The 16,315-nt window shown below is 44.2% G+C and carries 21 protein-coding genes; 10 read left to right on the forward strand and 11 right to left on the reverse strand.

Going from position 1 to position 16,315, the window contains the following annotated elements:
* Positions 1-14: 14 nt before the first annotated feature.
* From F6K38_RS23735 to F6K38_RS23750, 4 genes are read left to right on the forward strand one after another with little or no spacing between them, the layout of a single operon-like run.
* Positions 15-305: an RpnC/YadD family protein gene (locus F6K38_RS23735; protein WP_008188651.1), complete on the forward strand. Its 291-nt coding sequence runs from the start codon at positions 15-17 to the stop codon at positions 303-305.
* Positions 306-329: 24 nt separating this feature from the next.
* Positions 330-734 carry a hypothetical protein gene (locus F6K38_RS23740; protein ID WP_287357607.1) on the forward strand — a complete coding sequence of 135 codons (405 nt, stop codon included), beginning with the start codon at positions 330-332 and terminating at the stop codon, positions 732-734.
* On the forward strand, positions 734-1,099 hold the full coding sequence (locus tag F6K38_RS23745) for a DUF4351 domain-containing protein (protein WP_287357609.1): 366 nt from the start codon (positions 734-736) through the stop codon (positions 1,097-1,099). The genes F6K38_RS23740 and F6K38_RS23745 overlap by 1 nt, the downstream gene beginning before the upstream one ends.
* Positions 1,100-1,111: 12 nt before the next feature.
* Positions 1,112-1,249, forward strand: coding sequence for a hypothetical protein (locus tag F6K38_RS23750; protein WP_154659924.1), 138 nt, complete (start codon positions 1,112-1,114; stop codon positions 1,247-1,249).
* Between the two features lie 316 nt (positions 1,250-1,565).
* Here F6K38_RS23750 and F6K38_RS23755 read toward each other — a convergent pair whose 3' ends face one another.
* Both F6K38_RS23755 and F6K38_RS23760 read right to left on the reverse strand, forming a co-directional pair.
* Positions 1,566-2,069 (reverse strand): hypothetical protein, encoded by a 504-nt coding sequence (locus F6K38_RS23755; protein WP_287357611.1) that lies wholly within the window; start codon positions 2,067-2,069, stop codon positions 1,566-1,568.
* A 386-nt stretch (positions 2,070-2,455) separates the two neighbouring features.
* Complete coding sequence (locus tag F6K38_RS23760; RefSeq protein WP_287250907.1) at positions 2,456-2,641, reverse strand: hypothetical protein; 186 nt, start codon at positions 2,639-2,641, stop codon at positions 2,456-2,458.
* 52 nt (positions 2,642-2,693) lie between these two features.
* On the opposite strand from F6K38_RS23760, the gene gloA reads away from it, so the two are divergent.
* On the forward strand, positions 2,694-3,122 hold the full coding sequence (gloA, locus tag F6K38_RS23765; protein WP_044494940.1) for a lactoylglutathione lyase: 429 nt from the start codon (positions 2,694-2,696) through the stop codon (positions 3,120-3,122).
* Between the two features lie 3 nt (positions 3,123-3,125).
* Here the strand turns inward: gloA and F6K38_RS23770 are convergent, their stop codons facing one another.
* Positions 3,126-3,293, reverse strand: coding sequence for a hypothetical protein (locus F6K38_RS23770; protein ID WP_287357613.1), 168 nt, complete (start codon positions 3,291-3,293; stop codon positions 3,126-3,128).
* A gap of 106 nt (positions 3,294-3,399) precedes the next feature.
* Between F6K38_RS23770 and F6K38_RS23775 the strand changes: the two genes are divergently transcribed.
* On the forward strand, positions 3,400-4,824 hold the full coding sequence (locus F6K38_RS23775; protein WP_287357615.1) for a carotenoid oxygenase family protein: 1,425 nt from the start codon (positions 3,400-3,402) through the stop codon (positions 4,822-4,824).
* 88 nt (positions 4,825-4,912) lie between these two features.
* Here the strand turns inward: F6K38_RS23775 and F6K38_RS23780 are convergent, their stop codons facing one another.
* A complete protein-coding gene (locus tag F6K38_RS23780) occupies positions 4,913-5,104 on the reverse strand; it encodes a hypothetical protein (protein ID WP_008188662.1) in 192 nt (63 codons plus the stop codon).
* Between the two features lie 528 nt (positions 5,105-5,632).
* On the opposite strand from F6K38_RS23780, the gene miaB reads away from it, so the two are divergent.
* Positions 5,633-6,979: a tRNA (N6-isopentenyl adenosine(37)-C2)-methylthiotransferase MiaB gene (gene miaB / locus F6K38_RS23785; RefSeq protein ID WP_008188664.1), complete on the forward strand. Its 1,347-nt coding sequence runs from the start codon at positions 5,633-5,635 to the stop codon at positions 6,977-6,979.
* Here the strand turns inward: miaB and F6K38_RS23790 are convergent.
* Both F6K38_RS23790 and F6K38_RS23795 read right to left on the reverse strand, forming a co-directional pair.
* Positions 6,920-7,150: a hypothetical protein gene (locus tag F6K38_RS23790; protein ID WP_154659926.1), complete on the reverse strand. Its 231-nt coding sequence runs from the start codon at positions 7,148-7,150 to the stop codon at positions 6,920-6,922. The genes miaB and F6K38_RS23790 overlap by 60 nt on opposite strands.
* A gap of 202 nt (positions 7,151-7,352) precedes the next feature.
* The gene (locus tag F6K38_RS23795) at positions 7,353-7,775 is read right to left on the reverse strand and encodes a type 2 periplasmic-binding domain-containing protein (protein ID WP_008188665.1); all 423 of its coding nucleotides are present in this window, start codon (positions 7,773-7,775) and stop codon (positions 7,353-7,355) included.
* Positions 7,776-7,955: 180 nt separating this feature from the next.
* On the opposite strand from F6K38_RS23795, the gene F6K38_RS23800 reads away from it, so the two are divergent.
* Positions 7,956-9,215: a uracil-xanthine permease family protein gene (locus tag F6K38_RS23800; protein WP_287357617.1), complete on the forward strand. Its 1,260-nt coding sequence runs from the start codon at positions 7,956-7,958 to the stop codon at positions 9,213-9,215.
* A gap of 267 nt (positions 9,216-9,482) precedes the next feature.
* On the opposite strand, the gene F6K38_RS23805 is transcribed toward F6K38_RS23800, so the two are convergent.
* From F6K38_RS23805 to F6K38_RS23815, 3 genes are read right to left on the reverse strand one after another with little or no spacing between them, the layout of a single operon-like run.
* The gene (locus F6K38_RS23805) at positions 9,483-10,997 is read right to left on the reverse strand and encodes a hypothetical protein (RefSeq protein WP_287357620.1); all 1,515 of its coding nucleotides are present in this window, start codon (positions 10,995-10,997) and stop codon (positions 9,483-9,485) included.
* Positions 10,997-11,353, reverse strand: coding sequence for a hypothetical protein (locus F6K38_RS23810; RefSeq protein WP_287357621.1), 357 nt, complete (start codon positions 11,351-11,353; stop codon positions 10,997-10,999). The genes F6K38_RS23805 and F6K38_RS23810 overlap by 1 nt, the downstream gene beginning before the upstream one ends.
* A gap of 11 nt (positions 11,354-11,364) precedes the next feature.
* Positions 11,365-14,847, reverse strand: a complete 3,483-nt coding sequence (locus tag F6K38_RS23815) for a CHAT domain-containing protein (RefSeq protein WP_502709592.1) — start codon at positions 14,845-14,847, stop codon at positions 11,365-11,367.
* Between the two features lie 299 nt (positions 14,848-15,146).
* Between F6K38_RS23815 and F6K38_RS23820 the strand changes: the two genes are divergently transcribed.
* A complete protein-coding gene (locus F6K38_RS23820; RefSeq protein WP_287357626.1) occupies positions 15,147-15,275 on the forward strand; it encodes a hypothetical protein in 129 nt (42 codons plus the stop codon).
* Positions 15,276-15,407: 132 nt separating this feature from the next.
* On the opposite strand, the gene F6K38_RS23825 is transcribed toward F6K38_RS23820, so the two are convergent.
* The gene (locus F6K38_RS23825) at positions 15,408-15,821 is read right to left on the reverse strand and encodes a DUF4351 domain-containing protein (RefSeq protein ID WP_287357628.1); all 414 of its coding nucleotides are present in this window, start codon (positions 15,819-15,821) and stop codon (positions 15,408-15,410) included.
* A 187-nt stretch (positions 15,822-16,008) separates the two neighbouring features.
* Between F6K38_RS23825 and F6K38_RS23830 the strand changes: the two genes are divergently transcribed.
* Entirely contained in the window at positions 16,009-16,086 is a 78-nt protein-coding gene (locus tag F6K38_RS23830) for a DUF2281 domain-containing protein (RefSeq protein ID WP_229414730.1), read from the forward strand.
* On the opposite strand, the gene F6K38_RS23835 is transcribed toward F6K38_RS23830, so the two are convergent.
* Positions 16,070-16,315 (reverse strand): hypothetical protein (locus F6K38_RS23835; protein ID WP_287357630.1); only part of this gene is annotated, 246 nt, incomplete at its 5' end. The two genes, F6K38_RS23830 and F6K38_RS23835, sit on opposite strands and share 17 nt — an antisense overlap.

Genomic DNA, 16,315 nt, shown 5'->3' on the forward strand with positions numbered 1-16,315 from the left:
ATTAAAAGATAGAAATGAACGAACCAATAGCTGACTATGACAATCCTTGTAAAGAAGCATTACAAGCCTATTTTGAGTCATTTTTACAGTTTTGTTTTCCCGAAGTTCACACTCTGATTGATTGGAATCAGACACCCCAATCCCTTGATACAGAGCTACAGCAGATAGTTGGTGCTGCCGAGTCAGGAAAACGGATCGCTGATAAATTATTCCAGGTCTGGCTCTGTGGTGGCAATGAAACTTGGGTGTTGATTCATGTAGAGGTACAAAGCCAAAAAGAATCAACCTTTGCCAAGCGAATGTAGCAATATCATTACAGGGCATTTGACTTGTACGAAAAACCTGTGATTAGCTTAGCGGTATTGGGGGATGAGAATGCGTCTTGGTCTCCATCGTCCTATGAATATGGATTGGGAGGTTGTCGCCTGAGTCTAGAATTTCCGATTATTAAATTACTCAAGTATGAGTCAATGTGGCAGGTGTTGGAATCGAGTACCAATCCCTTTGCAGTAGTGGTGATGGCTCATTTAAAAACCAAAGCCACCCATAAACAACCGATGGAGCGCAAGCGATGGAAGTGGTACCTGATTCGGAGACTTTTTGAACAAGGTTATAGTAAAAACGATATAGTAGACTTCGCGGCAGTTGTCGGGAACAGGGAACAGCGGATCTGGGAACAGTGGACAAGAATTGAGGTAAACACTATCAGAAAAATACTTTTGCAAGAGGTCTAGTGAAGCTATTCCAGTGTATTGACCAAATGATGGCTTTACCGGAACAGTTAGAACAGGAGCTGAATCAAGAACTCGAACGTTATCAGGAGGAAAGACAGATGCCTTTAATTAGTCGAGGGTCAGAAAGGGCAATGAAAAGGGGTCTGGAACAAGGACTTCAAAAATCTCGGAAAAGCTTTCAAGGGACAGTAGTTAAAATTTTACAAAAGCGCTTTGAATCGGTATCACCGGAATTGGTGGCAGCGATTAATGGCATAGACGATATCTCTGGGTTGGAACAGTTGATTGATCACTCTCTTGAGAGTAACTCCCTTGAGGAATTTGAGCAGCTATTGGCACAACATCAGGTTAGTCAGGAGAATTGAGCACTATCACAGATGCGATTGGCCGTAGGCCACGCTACGCGATTGACCTTTGGTCACGCGGGGCGCGTTCGCATTTGTGATACCAGGAAACGGGCAAGATGCCCATTCCACATCACTCCCGCCTACTCCCGACTCTCTACAAGTCAATGAAATAATGATCCAAAGCACCAAGTCCGGGACCCTGAGTCTTCTGGTAATCCCTCCGAAACTGAGTCAAATCTTGGTATCCTGCTGCTGACGGTAGCTCGTTCACGCCATCGCTCAGTAACCAGAATTGTCCATCAATAGACCTCTTGCAAAAGTATTTTTCTAATAGTGTTCTTGATGCAGTCGCTCATGGGGGAAACCACGGCAGTCGCTCATGGGGGGAACCCCCAAGACCGCGCTGCCTCCCCAAGACCACTTAGGTGCGCTTTCCGTAGGCGAATTAAATTCGCCACGGGTCGCACCTCTGCATCGCTTTGCGTCAATTCTTGTCCACTGTTCCCAGATCCGCTGTTCCCTGTTCCCGACAACTGCCGCGAAGTCTAAACAATAGTCTTTCAATTTCCGTGGAGTCCAGCAGTACACCATGGCGTTTCACAAAATTCCGTACTAACTCCAGCACCGATGTCTGGTAATATCGCAGTTCCACCAGCACCGGAATTTTCCCTTGTATCCCTTCATCCCCCAACAATCTCACTAATGCAGTGGATTTGCCTGAACCCGGACGTCCCACCAGTAAGACATGGTCAGCAGCATACTTCCGCAATCCTTCTAGGACAGGCAAGCGCTCAGTTTCTTCCTGATTATGGTCTGTTTGTGGCTGCTCGGACTTGATGGTTTGCACCATCATGCCAAAATCAAACAGCATAGGAGTCTGTTGCTGCTGCTTGGGCTTGCGGTCTTCGACATCGGTGAGGGTATAAACTTGCCACCATTGGTCGTACTCTTTACGGATTGATGCTAGATAGGAATCCCAAGTGACCATGTTTAGGGTTGAATCGGGTTAAAGGTTAATTGGTTGAAGGTTGAAGGTTGAAGGTTAAAGGTTATGGGGTTTAAGGGAATCGGGAATCGGAACCCACCCCTAACCCCTCCCAGGAGGGGAACGGGAATCGGGAATCGGGAATCGGGAATCGGAAAATGCGATGCGCGCGCATTGAGCCGCTATGCGAGTCACGCGATGAAGCGTTCGCATAGCGTGGCCTACGGCCTCAGCTTCCGCGCTTATGCGATCGCACTACATGAACTGTGGAATAATCAACTCTATTGTAGACACAAGAAACTGCTAAACTCTGCCATGTATAGTAGAGAGACCTCCAAACCCGACCTTGATCACAATTCGAGGTATAGCGCTGGGTTCTCAATTATATTTCAGATATCAAAACTTATGAGGTAAACAGGATTTTTTCCCGATTCCCGATTCCCGATTCCCGTTCCCCTCCTGGGAGGGGTTAGGGGTGGGTTCCGATTCCCGACTCCCGACTCCCGATTCCCGTTCCCCTCCTGGGAGGGGTTAGGGGTGGGTTCCGATTCCCGACTCCCTGCTCCCTCTAACAACTGCTATAAAATAGAACCGAATTAGCTAGATTCAAGAGGAGACACTAAGCTAATGCGAATGCTACACACAATGCTGCGAGTCGGCAATCTTGAGGAATCGATCAAGTTTTACTGCGATGTCCTAGGCATGAAGCTGCTCCGTCAGAAGGACTATCCAGGGGGAAAATTTACCTTAGCATTTGTAGGCTACGGGGATGAATCTGACAACACAGTTATTGAACTAACTTATAACTGGGGGGTTGATCAGTACAACATCGGGGATGCTTTCGGTCATATTGCCCTTGGTGTAGACGATATCTACCAAACCTGCAACCAAATTAAATCCCTTGGTGGTAAGGTAGTGCGGGAGCCAGGACCGATGAAGCATGGTTCAACAGTGATTGCTTTTGTGGAAGACCCGAGTGGATACAAGATTGAACTGATCCAACGCAAAGATCAGGAGTCTGCCCAGAAACCAGAAGCGACAGCAGTAGCTGGGTAATAACTATCGGGAATCGGGAGTCGGGAATCGGGAGTTGGGAATCGGGGTAAGACTAAAATTTAGGGCGTTGCTGAATCTTCTTTTGAATAGGAGTAGAGTGGGCATCCTGCCCGCCCGACAATAAGCATGAAACTGGCAAGATGCCAGTTCCACAGAAGATGCCCATTCCACCTCGCTATAAAAATATTTCCTATCTCCCTATCTCCCCATCTCCCCACACTCTTCCCTACTCCCTGCTCCCTGCTCCCTGCTCCCTTTGACAACTGCTATAGCAACGATGAATCAAGCATCTACAACAAAAGGCTGGGCGAATGCGATCGCAAAACCGGCAACTGAATTTCCGCCTACTGTCCTCCCGGTCATCTCTGGCAAAATCCCAGAAGGGTTGCGAGGTTCTCTGTATAGAAATGGTCCTGCACGGTTAGAGCGAGGTGGTGTAGCTGTTGGACATTGGTTTGATGGTGATGGGGCGATTTTAGCAGTACATTTTACCCCTGCTGGTGCCACAGGAGTTTATCGCTACGTCCAAACCTCTGGCTATCAAGCAGAAGCAGCTGCTGACAAATTACTGTACCCCAACTATGGCATGACAACACCAGGACCAATCTGGAAACGCTGGAGTAAGCCAGTTAAAAATGCTGCCAATACCTCAGTGCTACCATTACCTGATAAATTGTTAGCCCTATGGGAAGGTGGTCATCCCCATGCCTTAGACCTCCAGAGCTTAGAAACCAGAGGCACTGATGACTTATCTGGCCTAGCCCAGGGAGCAACCTTTTCTGCCCATCCCAAGATTGATCCCAAAACTGGAGAGATTTTCAACTTTGGACTGACGGCTGAACTTAATAGCAGACTCAACATTTACAAGAGCAACTCCACTGGCAAAATTATCAAACAAGGGTCAGTACAGCTAGAGGGTTTGCCCTTCATCCATGATTTTGTTCTGGCAGGGCCGTATCTAGTATTTTTTGTACCCCCAGTGCGAGTGAATTTCCTAAAAGTAGCTCTAGGTTGGTGCAGCTATGGTGATGCTATGGAGTGGCACCCAAATAAGTCAACCCAAATTATTGTTGTAGATTGTGACAGCCTTAGTGTAGTCAGTCGCGGTGAAGCAGAACCCTGGTATCAGTGGCACTTCAGCAATGGTTATGTGGAGAAAGATGGCTTGATCGTGATTGATTTTGTCCGTTATGCTGACTTTCAGACCAATCAGTATTTGAAAGAAGTTGCCACTGGTCAAACTAAGACCGAAGCGAAAGGAACCCTGTGGCAAGCCCGACTGAATCCTGACACTGGTCAGGTCGTGCAGTTACAACAGTTGTTGGATAGAAGCTGTGAATTTCCTGTAGTGCCGCAACAGCGAGTAGGACAATACTCACTTCATACTTATTTATCAGTACATCGCGAAGTCGTCGATATTAGTAAAGAATTATTGGGTGCAATTGGATGTTTTGACCACAAAACTGGCACCTTGATTGTGGCTGATTTAGGAGAAAATCGCTATCCCTCGGAACCAGTCTATGTAACGGATAGCCTGAATCCTGACCAGGGTTGGATATTAACAGTGGTGTATGACGGTAATTCTGATACTAGTGAAGTGATGGTATTTGGTAGAAACACCCTAAATCAAGAACCGATATGTCGTCTGGGATTACCAAAGGTTATCCCCTTCAGCTTTCATGGTCAGTGGAAATCCAGGTAGTTATCTTTTAAATTTACCTGATAAATTCCCCTGAACTGTAGTTATCAATTCCAGCAGGATATAGCCATTTTTTTAAGGATAAAGGCTTTCAATTTAAACAATCAGAAGTCTCTCGCCGTCCGCTTCCTGGAGGACAACTTTCTTCCTGTACAGCTAGTAATTGCTGGTAAACCGAATCAGAATGGTACCCTTGTCCAAAACTAGACTCACCATAGTAAAAATTACCTCCTAAAACTGTAACTAGCAGAGTAGACAAAAAGATATATCTTTGAAAACCCATTGTGGTGACCTTGCTCAAAGTTTCTACTCATTACTTCAAAACTTTTCCAGCAAAATCAGCATGAATTTTCAATAAAAACTAAATTAATCAAAAAATATTAAAATAATAAAACCAGCAAAAAACACACTATTTTAACTTAATAAAAACCAACAAAAAACGATGATTTTAGGGATTTATACAAATAGCTTTATGTTTAAAATAAGTGTATTTACGGATATGATTAAATAGTCAAGCAAGGTAAAGCAACCAGACAAAAATTTTGGTTAATAAAATGTTGATTAGAGAAAAATGCTGGCAACTATAGCAGAAGTCATTTGTCAGAAGTCATTTGTCAGAAGTCAAACTCTTGCGCTTACTTAGGTTTGAGACTAATGTCGATGTCCTAACTGCCCTGGCGACTGCTATATCTATAGGTTTGGTCTAGGGGTGTAATTTAGGTTTGGCTGAGAAATGATAAAGAGGAGTAGGTCTGAGAAATCTATAATTAGAGAAGATCCCCTGATCGAATCCTTAGCTGTTTAACGTAAGATGACCTCATTTCCCCGCCGCTACCATATCACCACCTTTGGCTGCCAGATGAACAAAGCCGACTCCGAGCGGATGGCTGGAATTCTGGAGGATATCGGCTTCCAGTGGTCAGAAAATCCCAACGAGGCTGACTTAATTGTCTACAACACCTGCACCATTCGAGATAATGCTGAGCAAAAGGTTTATTCCTACCTAGGAAGACAGGCAAAGCGCAAACACCAACAACCAGACCTGACCTTGGTAGTAGCTGGTTGTGTGGCACAACAGGAGGGAGAAGCACTGCTGCGGCGAGTCCCAGAAGTTGACTTAGTCATGGGACCCCAACATGCCAATCGTTTGGGGGATTTGCTAGACCAGGTATTTGATGGCAACCAGCTAGTTGCTACAGAACCAATTCATATTGTTGAAGACATCACTAAACCAAGACGGGACAGCAGCATTAGCGCCTGGGTAAATATAATTTATGGGTGTAACGAACGCTGCAGCTACTGTGTAGTGCCCAATGTCCGAGGTTTAGAGCAATCCCGTACTCCAGAAGCGATTCGGGCAGAAATGGAGGAGTTGGGACGGCTTGGCTATAAGGAAATCACCCTATTAGGACAAAATATTGATGCTTACGGACGTGACTTACCAGGGGTGACTGAATCGGGGCGGCATCAGCACACCTTGACAGATTTACTGTATTATGTTAGCAATGTGCCAGGCATTGAGCGGCTCCGGTTTGCTACTAGTCACCCCCGCTACTTTGTAGAACGGCTGATCCGCGCCTGTCATGAGTTGCCGGAAGTGTGCGAACATTTCCACATTCCCTTCCAATCTGGGGATAACGATATTCTCAAAGCTATGGCAAGGGGCTATACCCACCAGAAATATCGCCGGATTATTAATACCATTCGGGACTATATGCCCGATGCCTCCATTAGTGCAGATGCGATTGTGGGCTTTCCTGGGGAAACGGAAGCACAATTTGAAAATACCCTAAAACTAGTAGAAGATATTGGCTTTGACCAGCTCAATACCGCTGCCTATTCCCCTCGTCCTGGCACACCAGCCGCATTGTGGGAAAATCAGCTCTCTGAGGAGGTCAAATGCGATCGCCTTCAACGTCTCAACCACCTAGTTGCGGTAAAAGCCGCTGAGCGATCGCAACGTTATCTGGGACGGATTGAGGAAGTGCTGGTGGAAGACCAGAATCCCAAAGACAATACTCAAGTGATGGGCAGAACCAAAGGAAATCGTCTCACGTTCTTCTCTGGGGATATTAATCACCTTAAAGGTGAGCTAGTTCTAGTTAAAATTACCGAAGCTCGTGCCTTTAGCTTGACTGGTGAGCGAGTAGAGGAATAGGGAATCGGGAGTCGGGAATCGGGAATCGGAACCCACCCCTAACCCCTCCCAGGAGGGGAACGGGAATCGGGAATCGGGAATCGGGAATCGGGAGTAACCATGCAGTGAGGTCTTGGGGAGCCACTTACTCATCTCACTCCCCACACCTCCCACACCTCCCACACTTCCCACACTTCCTGTTCCCTATTCCCTTCCCCCCTTAGTAAGGGGGGTTAGGGGGGATCCGCTTTCCCTTCCCCCCTTAGTAAGGGGGGTTAGGGGGGATCCGCTTTCCCTTCCCCCCTTAGTAAGGGGGGTTAGGGGGGATCCGCTGTTCCCTTCACACCAAAAAGTATGTCCTAAACTATAGTTCCGTTGCTATAAAAGACGTTTCCTAATCTTCCCGCTGGAAGAAGCAAACCACATCCCGTATATAAAAATCGTTATAGAGGTCGCCAGCAGAGGGGTTTGGCAAATCTACGGCTTCAACCTCCAGCTCATTATCCCCATCCTTCAGGATGCCAGCACCAATGTTAATGATTTGGGTAAACCAGTGATTCGGATTAGCTCCCTCGTAGGAGTAGATCTTCCCTACACTTTTACCATTGATTTTGACCTCTGCATCACTGTCGGTTGCTGTCAATCCCTTAACCATCAACATCAGGATCGCAGCGCCGCCCTTGTAGCGTCCCCCTGTGTTGAAGGTCTTTTTCCAGAGGCTAGCACCACCATCGCCAATTCTGCGATTGATATCTCCCTGGATCACCACAAAGTTACCGGTGACTAGTTTAGTAGACGCAGTTGCTTTCTGTTCCATGTTTTTTGTAATTATCAAGTTATAAGCTAGTTGTTTGGAATTCTATCAGCTTTGGTGGGTAATGTCCCTTGAGGAATTACTGAATCAATCCCGAGTTATGATATGGAATAATTTCCATGCTTCCTCACTGAGTTCAGTGTAAGATAACTTTTAAGCAATTGACAAAAGCGTCCGCAACTCATGAGTGAATTCCCTGAACATTCACCAAACCCAGACCTTCAATCTAGCACAGTTTCAACAGTTTATAACTTCCGTTTTAAAGATATCCTCCTCGGGGCACAGATGCTGTTTGTTGCCTTTGGTGCGTTGGTGTTAGTCCCCATTCTAGCCGGAGTAAACCCGAATGTTGCCCTGTTTACTTCTGGGGTGGGAACGTTATGTTTTCAACTGGTTACAGGGGGTAAAATTCCCGTTTATCTCGCTTCTTCCTTCGCCTTTATCGCCCCCATCACCTTGAGTGTTCAGAAATATGGTTTGCCTGCAACCTTATCTGGACTTGCAGCTGCTGGCATTGTTTATCTGATTTTAAGTCTAATTATTTTTTGGCGCGGTTCGGGTATGATTACCCGTATTTTACCCCCGATTGTCACCGGGCCAGTGATTATGGTGATTGGTCTGAGTTTAGCTTCAACTGCTGTAAAAATGGCATCAGAAGCTGGGGAAGGATACAGCGAAGGTATGGCAATTAGTGTAGCAATGATTTCTCTATTAGCCACGATGCTAACTGCCATTTTAGGGCGGGGTTTTTTACGATTAATTCCGATTTTGATGGGGATAGGAGTCGGTTATCTGGTAACTTTCCCGTTAGGGATGGTGGATTTTACACTTGTTAGTCAAGCTCCTTGGTTTCAAATACCTGAATTTACCAGACCCAGTTTTAGTTTACCAGCAATTTTATTTATTGTACCCGTTGCGATCGCTCCTGCCATTGAACATATTGGGGATGTGTTAGCCATTAGTTCTGTGACTGGAAATAATTATCTTCAAGAACCCGGTTTACATCGCACCCTGTTAGGGGATGGATTAGCAACAACATTGGCGGCTTTTGTTGGGGGTCCTCCCAACACCACCTATTCGGAAGTTACAGGGGCAGTTGCCTTAACAAAAACCTTTAATCCAGCGATTATGACCTGGGCAGCTATTATCGCTATTTTACTCTCTTTTTTAGGAAAGTTAGAAGCCCTTTTAAAAACTATTCCTGTGCCAGTAATGGGAGGAATTTTAATTATTTTATTTGGCACAATTGTGGTGATTGGGATGAACAGTATTGTTCGCTCTAGCGCAGATTTATTAGAATCCCGTAATCTTGTGATCGTTGCTGTAATTTTAATGCTAGGGGTAGGGGGAATGAGCGTCAATGCAGGAGGGTTTGCCTTGGAAGGGATTGGACTTTCTAGTATTCTTGGGGTGTTATTAAATGGGCTACTTCCAGACAAATAGCTATAGCGCTACGCTTAGCGTCAGAAGTCAGAAGTCAGAAGTCAGAAGTCAGAAGTAAGCTAGACTCACGTTTCGGAGTTTAGGAGCGACTGCATCAAGACAATGTCAAACATCTGAATGCGTAGTGCTATATATAGCGGTTTATAGGCTAATGAGGTACACAGGATTTTTTACCTCTTGGCTCTTGCCTCTTGGCTCTTGCCTCTTGCCTATTCCCTATTCCCTATTCCCTATTCCCTATTCCCTATTCCCTGTTCCCTTGAGTACTCATTTTGATACCAATTTGATAATTCGATCCATAATTAACGCAGCGATCGCACCAACTCCTACATGAAATAGCACAAACACGAGAGTGTAAATCAAGCAAGGTGTAACACCAGCAGTGGGGCAATCTAAGGATTGTTCCGGGTATAGTTGGGTGATCATAGACTCTACCGGTTTAGCAGCAGTTTGGGACGAAATACCACTAACTGCTAAACCAGTACCGACCAGGGCAATCCAACGTTCTAATTGTTTTTCTCGTTCTTCAGCAGCTTTCTGTTCCTGATGCCGAATTGACTCTAATTGTTTTTCTCGTTCTTCAGCAGCTTTCTCCTTATCTCTGAGGGCTTTTTCCAAAGCGCGATCGCATTCTGCCTGCTCAATGTCCACAATGCCTCGGATACTACCAAGCATCTGGTCAAATAGTTGCTGACCGGGTTTGAGATAATTGAGGTCGGTTTGAATCTGTTTTTTAAACCGTTTAGTTCTTTGGTTGAAGAAGTCTTCCAAAAACTTGATAGTATCGTCTTCGAGGCTATGTTCACAGATTTTGTTTAGCCAGTAGTCATAGTTGTAGTCATTGGTAGCGATCGCATTCTTGTGGTCCTCCATGTCTCGCAGATAACCAGCATACTCAAAGGTCTTGGGTGGCATCTCCGTCAGTTTCTGCTTCAGTTGCTCTAGCCGTGTTTCTGGCTCCCTTGGCAATTCCTTGAAGCCTTTAACCTCTTGTTCCAGTTGGCTATAGAGTGCTCTAGTTTGGCGATAACACCAACGGGCTTGATCATAAGCAAACAGGATTTTACTGCGACAGCACAACAGATTGAAAAAAGACAAGGAAGTCTTTTCAACCAGCTTTGAGGTTTCTGGGTTACGGTTTAACCAGACCAGAAGGTGACATTGCTCCGTTGGTTTCTCCTTACGGTTGTCATAGGCAAAAATTGGACTACCAAATAACTGCCCAGATGCCATAAACTGCGGTTTTTGGTCGCTTCCCTGGAAAAAAGCATCCACACAGGCATCGGCTAACTTTCTATCTTCCTCAAGAGTGCCCACGGGTTCGCCATAGAGCACTAAGGTTTGTCCCAAGGAAGCTTGAATGTTGCTGGCTAGGAGGCACCCTTGGGGATTGAAGCCACTAAATTCACTGGCTGCAACGGTATTCTGGCAAGACAGGGTTAGGTCAAGGGCATAAGTATCATGAATTTTAACCGGATAGACCTGGACGGTTAGGGGAGAGCCTGCTAGTTGCAGTGGTGCAGTGTAGGTTAAGGGAGCATTCCCTGGGAGTAACTCTACGTAACGGCTTGCGATCGCGGTTTGGCTTAGAGGGGATGGTATTTTTTCAGGTAAAGATTTCAGGTCTGGGATACCTAGGGGTTGGCTGAGGTTAGCACAGTGTTGCCACAACTGATCCGCATCCGGTCGCAACTGTTCCAGTTCTTGGCTTAGGTCTTGGCAGAGATGGAAGGCATAAAGGGTGACGCTGGGGTTTTTGAGTCGCAAGGCGGTGTTAGTCATCAGCCTTTGGGATTTTTGGGTTCGGGGTTTTCTGGGGGAGAACTCTTGCGGAGAGCGTTGAGTAGTTCTTCTTTCACGTTATTTTTATACTCAGCTTTAGCTTCAGGAGTGGGGAATTTGCCTCCAATTCCTTTTTCACCAATTGTTTTACTACCAACTAAAACATTTAGAGCCTCGTCAATAACTGGATTAGATTTACACCAGTTCTCAATCTTATCTAATAGTCCCTCCACATCATGATTAGATAGCGGAGTAATTATCGCTTCCAGTTCATTCCGATCCTGTTCAGAAAAAATATCTGGTTGCCTGTTGATTAGCTTGATGAAATTTCCTATTGCTTGAATCTCAGATTTCATAGTCTTAACTCCTATTGACCAATTGCACAAAATGCTGCCCAATGGTAAGGTTTTTCAAAAGGCTTATCGCTGGGTCTTAGATACCGAAAATCATCATTATTCGAAAGGGGAGCACTCAAAAACCGCTTTTGATAACTCTTTATAGATAAGCTTTCAATCCAGAGTAATAAATTTTTCTTTGTTACATCCCGCAGCCATAGTTGGGCTTGGTTAAGGGCAACTGCTAAGGACATTTGGTAGTTTAGCAAATTATCATAAAATTTAATCATCAACAACGCCGTGGATAAATCGTTTACCATCCAAAAGCTACTAACTACTGCTGGACTTCCAGCAACTAGGAAACCACTGGGTAAACCAATGTATTCATCGCTGATGTTGGTGTAATCAATCAGTCCTGTTTCACAAGCGGAAAGGGTGACCAGGCGACATTGTTCTAATTGTAAATCAAAGACTTGATCGATAGTCAGACATTTCTCTAGGTCAAAGATTTCCTCGTCACTTATCCGTAAATAGCGCTCCGAATTGGGTTCAACAGAGGTCCGTTTGTGGGCATTGGCCAGAATTAGAGCCGATTTCCGTGGTTCTTGGTAATTAAAGTAACCGTGACAGCTAAAATGTAAACAGTGGTAACTGTTGAAAGCTTTGCTATTTATGGCGGTTTTGGTAGCAGCGTTTTCCACAAGAACCTCTGTATCTGGTGGTGGATTGAAGTAGCTTTTAATTACGTCTACTTCCATAGGAGTGTAATCCAAATCAGCACTGGGATTTTGAACCGCAAACAGGTGGGTAAAATCTTCTGGGCGTTTTCTGGTTTGAGTAAGCTGGAGTAGTTGACAGCTAGGGGCGTAACTTACTCCTGCTGGAAACCGATCCATCAGAATTTCAGATTTACCTTCTCCCTGCTCACTGGTAATCGGTAAAGCATGAAGTGGAAATAAATGTAAAAAGCAATGGGGGATTAAAATTAAGCGATCGCACTGTGGTGGTATTTGCTGAATGATTTCATCTATGTGCATAATTTTTGCCAACAGATGGAGGCGAGTATTCAGACGGCGCTGCCAAGGCGATTCTTTTGGATATTTTCGGTTACTTAGCCAGGTTTTATGATTATTGTAAGCTCTTAAATATCCATTTATCCACTTTCCCAATTTCTCTAAGTCTTTTGGCTCAGATTGCCAAACTATGGGCTGTTGAGTTTCGCTGGTAAAGATAAACGCAAGCAGCTTATCCCCTGTAATGTAAAATTCTACAATAGCAGTGTGGTCATCTAAATTGTTCTGAAATTTATCAAAGTTAAAGCCAGAACCGATACCTAAATAGTGGTCTTGTAAATCATTCCGTTGCTGTCGCAACTGTTGGAGATGTTGTGCTAAGACTTTTGGATTTTCAGCTTTGCCCTGTTGGATTTGATATTGACCTGCTGCTATTTCATCCCTGTATTGTTCTAATTGAGTAGCAACATCTACAGGAAAGATGGTTTTCAGGTCACGGCGGAGAATCTCGTCAACTAAATTGCCGGTTTTGCTCCGTTCAACATAGTCAATGGCTGCGGTGATATTAGTTAATGCTAGGCAAACTTCTACCATGCCTCCATAGCTTCCGTGGTGCTTTTCAGCTAGTTTAGTCTTGTGCTCTTCTACTCCAGAACCAGAAATAATTTCATCTCGCAGGAATTCTACGGTTTTAATGGCAGCATCAAAAGCCTTATAAGCTTCCGGTAAATTTTGAGCATCTTTGTAAGCAAAACCAAGGTTATTTTTACTTTCTAGATACTCTTGGGGAAAAGCCTCAAAGGTTCTGACTCTAAGAGCTTGTTGGTAACAAGCGATCGCTTCTTCACTATTCTGTGCTTTCTCCCCTATGATGCGGTGACTGTAAGCAGCACCGAGATTATTTTGTGTCCTTGCCCAATCTTCAGGAAAAGCCTCAAAGGTTAATACTCTAAGAGCCTGTTGGGAAGAAGCGATGGCATCTTCTATATTCTGTGCTTTCTCACCTTTGATGCGGTTATTGTAAGCATTACCGATATTATTTTGTGTTTGTGCCCAATCATAAGGAAATGCCTCAAAGGTATACACTCTAAGAGCCTGTTGAAAACAAGGGATGGCTTGTTCTATATTCTCTGCTTTCTCTCCTTTGATGCTTTCAGCGTAAGCAATACCGAGATTATTTTGTGTGATTGCCCATTTTTCGGGAAAAGCCTCAAAGGTATAAACTCTAAGAGCTTCTTGGTAACAAACGAGCGCTTCTTCTATATTCTTTGCTTTCTCACCTTTGATGCGGTCACCGTAAGCATTACCGAGATTATTTTTTGTATCTGCCCATTTTTCAGGAAAAGCCTCAAAGGTTCTGACTCTAAGAGCTTCTTGGTAACAAGCGATCGCTTGTTCTATATTCTGTGCTTTCTCTCCTATGATGCGGTGACCGTAAGCATTTCCGAGATTATTTTTTGTATCTGCCCATTTTTCAGGAAAAGCCTCAAAGGTTCTGACTCTAAGAGCTTCTTGGTAACAAGCGATCGCATCTTCTATATTCTCTGCTTTCTCTCCTTTTATTCGGTTAGAGTGAGCATTTCCGAGATTATTTTGTGTATTTGCCCATTTTTCAGGAAAAGCCTCAAAGGTTCTGACTCTAAGAGCTTCTTGGTAATAAGCGATCGCATCTTCTATATTCTCTGCTTTCTCACCTTTGATGCGGTCACCGTAAGCATTACCGAGATTATATTGTGTCATTGCCCAATCAATTGGAAATGCCTCAAAGGTTCTGACTCTAAGAGCTTCTTGGTAACAAGCGATGGCTTCTTCTATATTCTCTGCTTTCTCTCCTTTTATTCGGTTACGGTAAGCAAGCCCAAGTCTGAATTGAGTATTTGCCCAATCTTCAGGAAAAGCTTCACGGGTGCGTACTTCTGCCAATTTGTAGCAAGCGATGGCCTCTTCTAGGTTTTGCGACTTCTGACCTGTGATTCTGTTAGAGTAAGCAAGACCGAGATTGTATTGAATCTTTGCCCATTCAACCGGAAAAGCTTCATGGGTGTGTACTTCTAAAGCCAATTGGTAACAAGCGATGGCAATTTCAAGGTTTTCTGCTTTCTGACCTGTGATTCTGTTAAAGTAAGCATTTCCAAGATTCCTTTGAGTTAATCCCCAATCAAACGGAAAATCTTCACGGGTGTAAAGAGTTAGTGCGACTTCATAGCCAGTGATGGCAATTTCTATATTGCTAGCTTTGTCACCCAAGGATAATTTTGCTACTATTTTGCTAAATTCAACAATATTTGCTGCTAGGGATGTGGCTTGATCTGGTTTTAATTCTTCAAGAGTAGTTGTTGCCGAATCCCGCAATTTATCTGCTAAGGTCTGATTAAGTTTATCTGTATTTGCTTCCAGTAATTTCTCAACTACCTGCTGATTACCATTACTGGAAGCAATTGCTTTTAGTACCTCTAACAGAAAGTCGAGTTGGGCATCAGATGTATTGTCAGTCATTGCCATCCACTGCTCTACAATAGTTATTCAAAAAATAGACTTATTGAAAGCACCCTGGATTTACCAATCTTCCGCCACTGCCAATTTAAGTATTCAGCCTAAGCGCTACGCCCACGCTACTTGAGGTGCTAATGGGCTACGGGCACCCTAACTTAGTCATAGCTTACTTCTGACTTCTGACTTTTTACTTCTAACTTGCGCGTAGCGCTATATCCCTTAGGGAAAGGCAAGAGGCAGAACCTGATAAATTATAGCATTTTTCAATTGGGTGAAGTTTTTATAAAATAGGGAGCATTTCTATGTGAGTGGTTAACCGTAAGTATTCAGCCGTCAGCCGTCAGCCGTCAGCCGTCAGCCGTCAGCCGTCAGCCGTCAGCCGTCAGCCGTCAGCCGTCAGCCGTCAGCCGTCAGCCGTCAGCCGTCAGCTGACGTAACAAAGATTAAAAGAATGCTTACTTGTTTTCTTAAAAAGCTGATAGCTGATAGCTGATAGCTGATAGCTGATAGCTGATAGCTGATAGCTGATAGCTGATAGCTGATAGCTGAGTGCGACACCTAACCGGATCTTACTTATCCCTAAACTGGTTCAACCAATTGGTCAAATCCACTTCGGTTTCAAAATCTAACAACGCTTCTCCTAAATCCTCCAACTGGTCAAAGGATAATTCCTCAATTTGATTTTGTACTTGGGGATTGATTGCACCTAGGCGACGGTTCAGTAGACGGATAATTAAATTCACTTCATTGCGCTTTCCCTGTTCTAATCCTTGTTCTAATCCTTGTTCTAATCCCTGTTCTAATCCTTGGCGAATAATCCGTTGATAAACTACTGACTCTTGCATCATATCCTCCCGAAAATAAGCTTGAATTAACTGTTCATCAAATTTCACCCCAGCCAACAGTTGCACGCAAGCAGATAGGTTACGCTGCTGTTGTCTATCTTCAATCATATCGATTCTGGCTGCTACTTGGGATAGCAAGGTTTCTGAATGTAGAATGTAGAATTTAGAATTGGGAATGTAGAATTTAGAATTGGGAATGTAGAATTTAGAATTTAGAATTTAGAATTTAGAATGTAGAATTTAGAATTGGTAATTCAAGATAATTTAGAATAGGCGCGGTTTCGCCCCTGTTTTTATATATGCTAGCAATAAACGTCGTTCAGGTATATTAAAAGGAACCTTTGTTCTACCATTACCTGATGATTTTGATGAACCCTTAGACGATTTTAAGGAATATATGTAGGGGAGCAGGGAGTAGGGAGCAGGGAGTAGGGAGTAGGCAATAGGCAATAGGCAATAGGCAATAGGCAATAGGCAATAGGCAATAGGCAATAGGCAATAGGCAATAGGCAATAGGCAATAGGCAATAGGCAATAGGCAATAGGCAATAGGTAATAGGCAATAGGTAATAGGCAATAGGCAATAGGCAATAGGCAATAAGCAATAGGCAATAATAAAAACACAATAATCAA

The sequence above is a fragment of the Moorena sp. SIO3B2 genome, from assembly GCF_010692525.1.
Taxonomy (GTDB): Bacteria; Cyanobacteriota; Cyanobacteriia; order Cyanobacteriales; family Coleofasciculaceae; genus Moorena; species Moorena producens.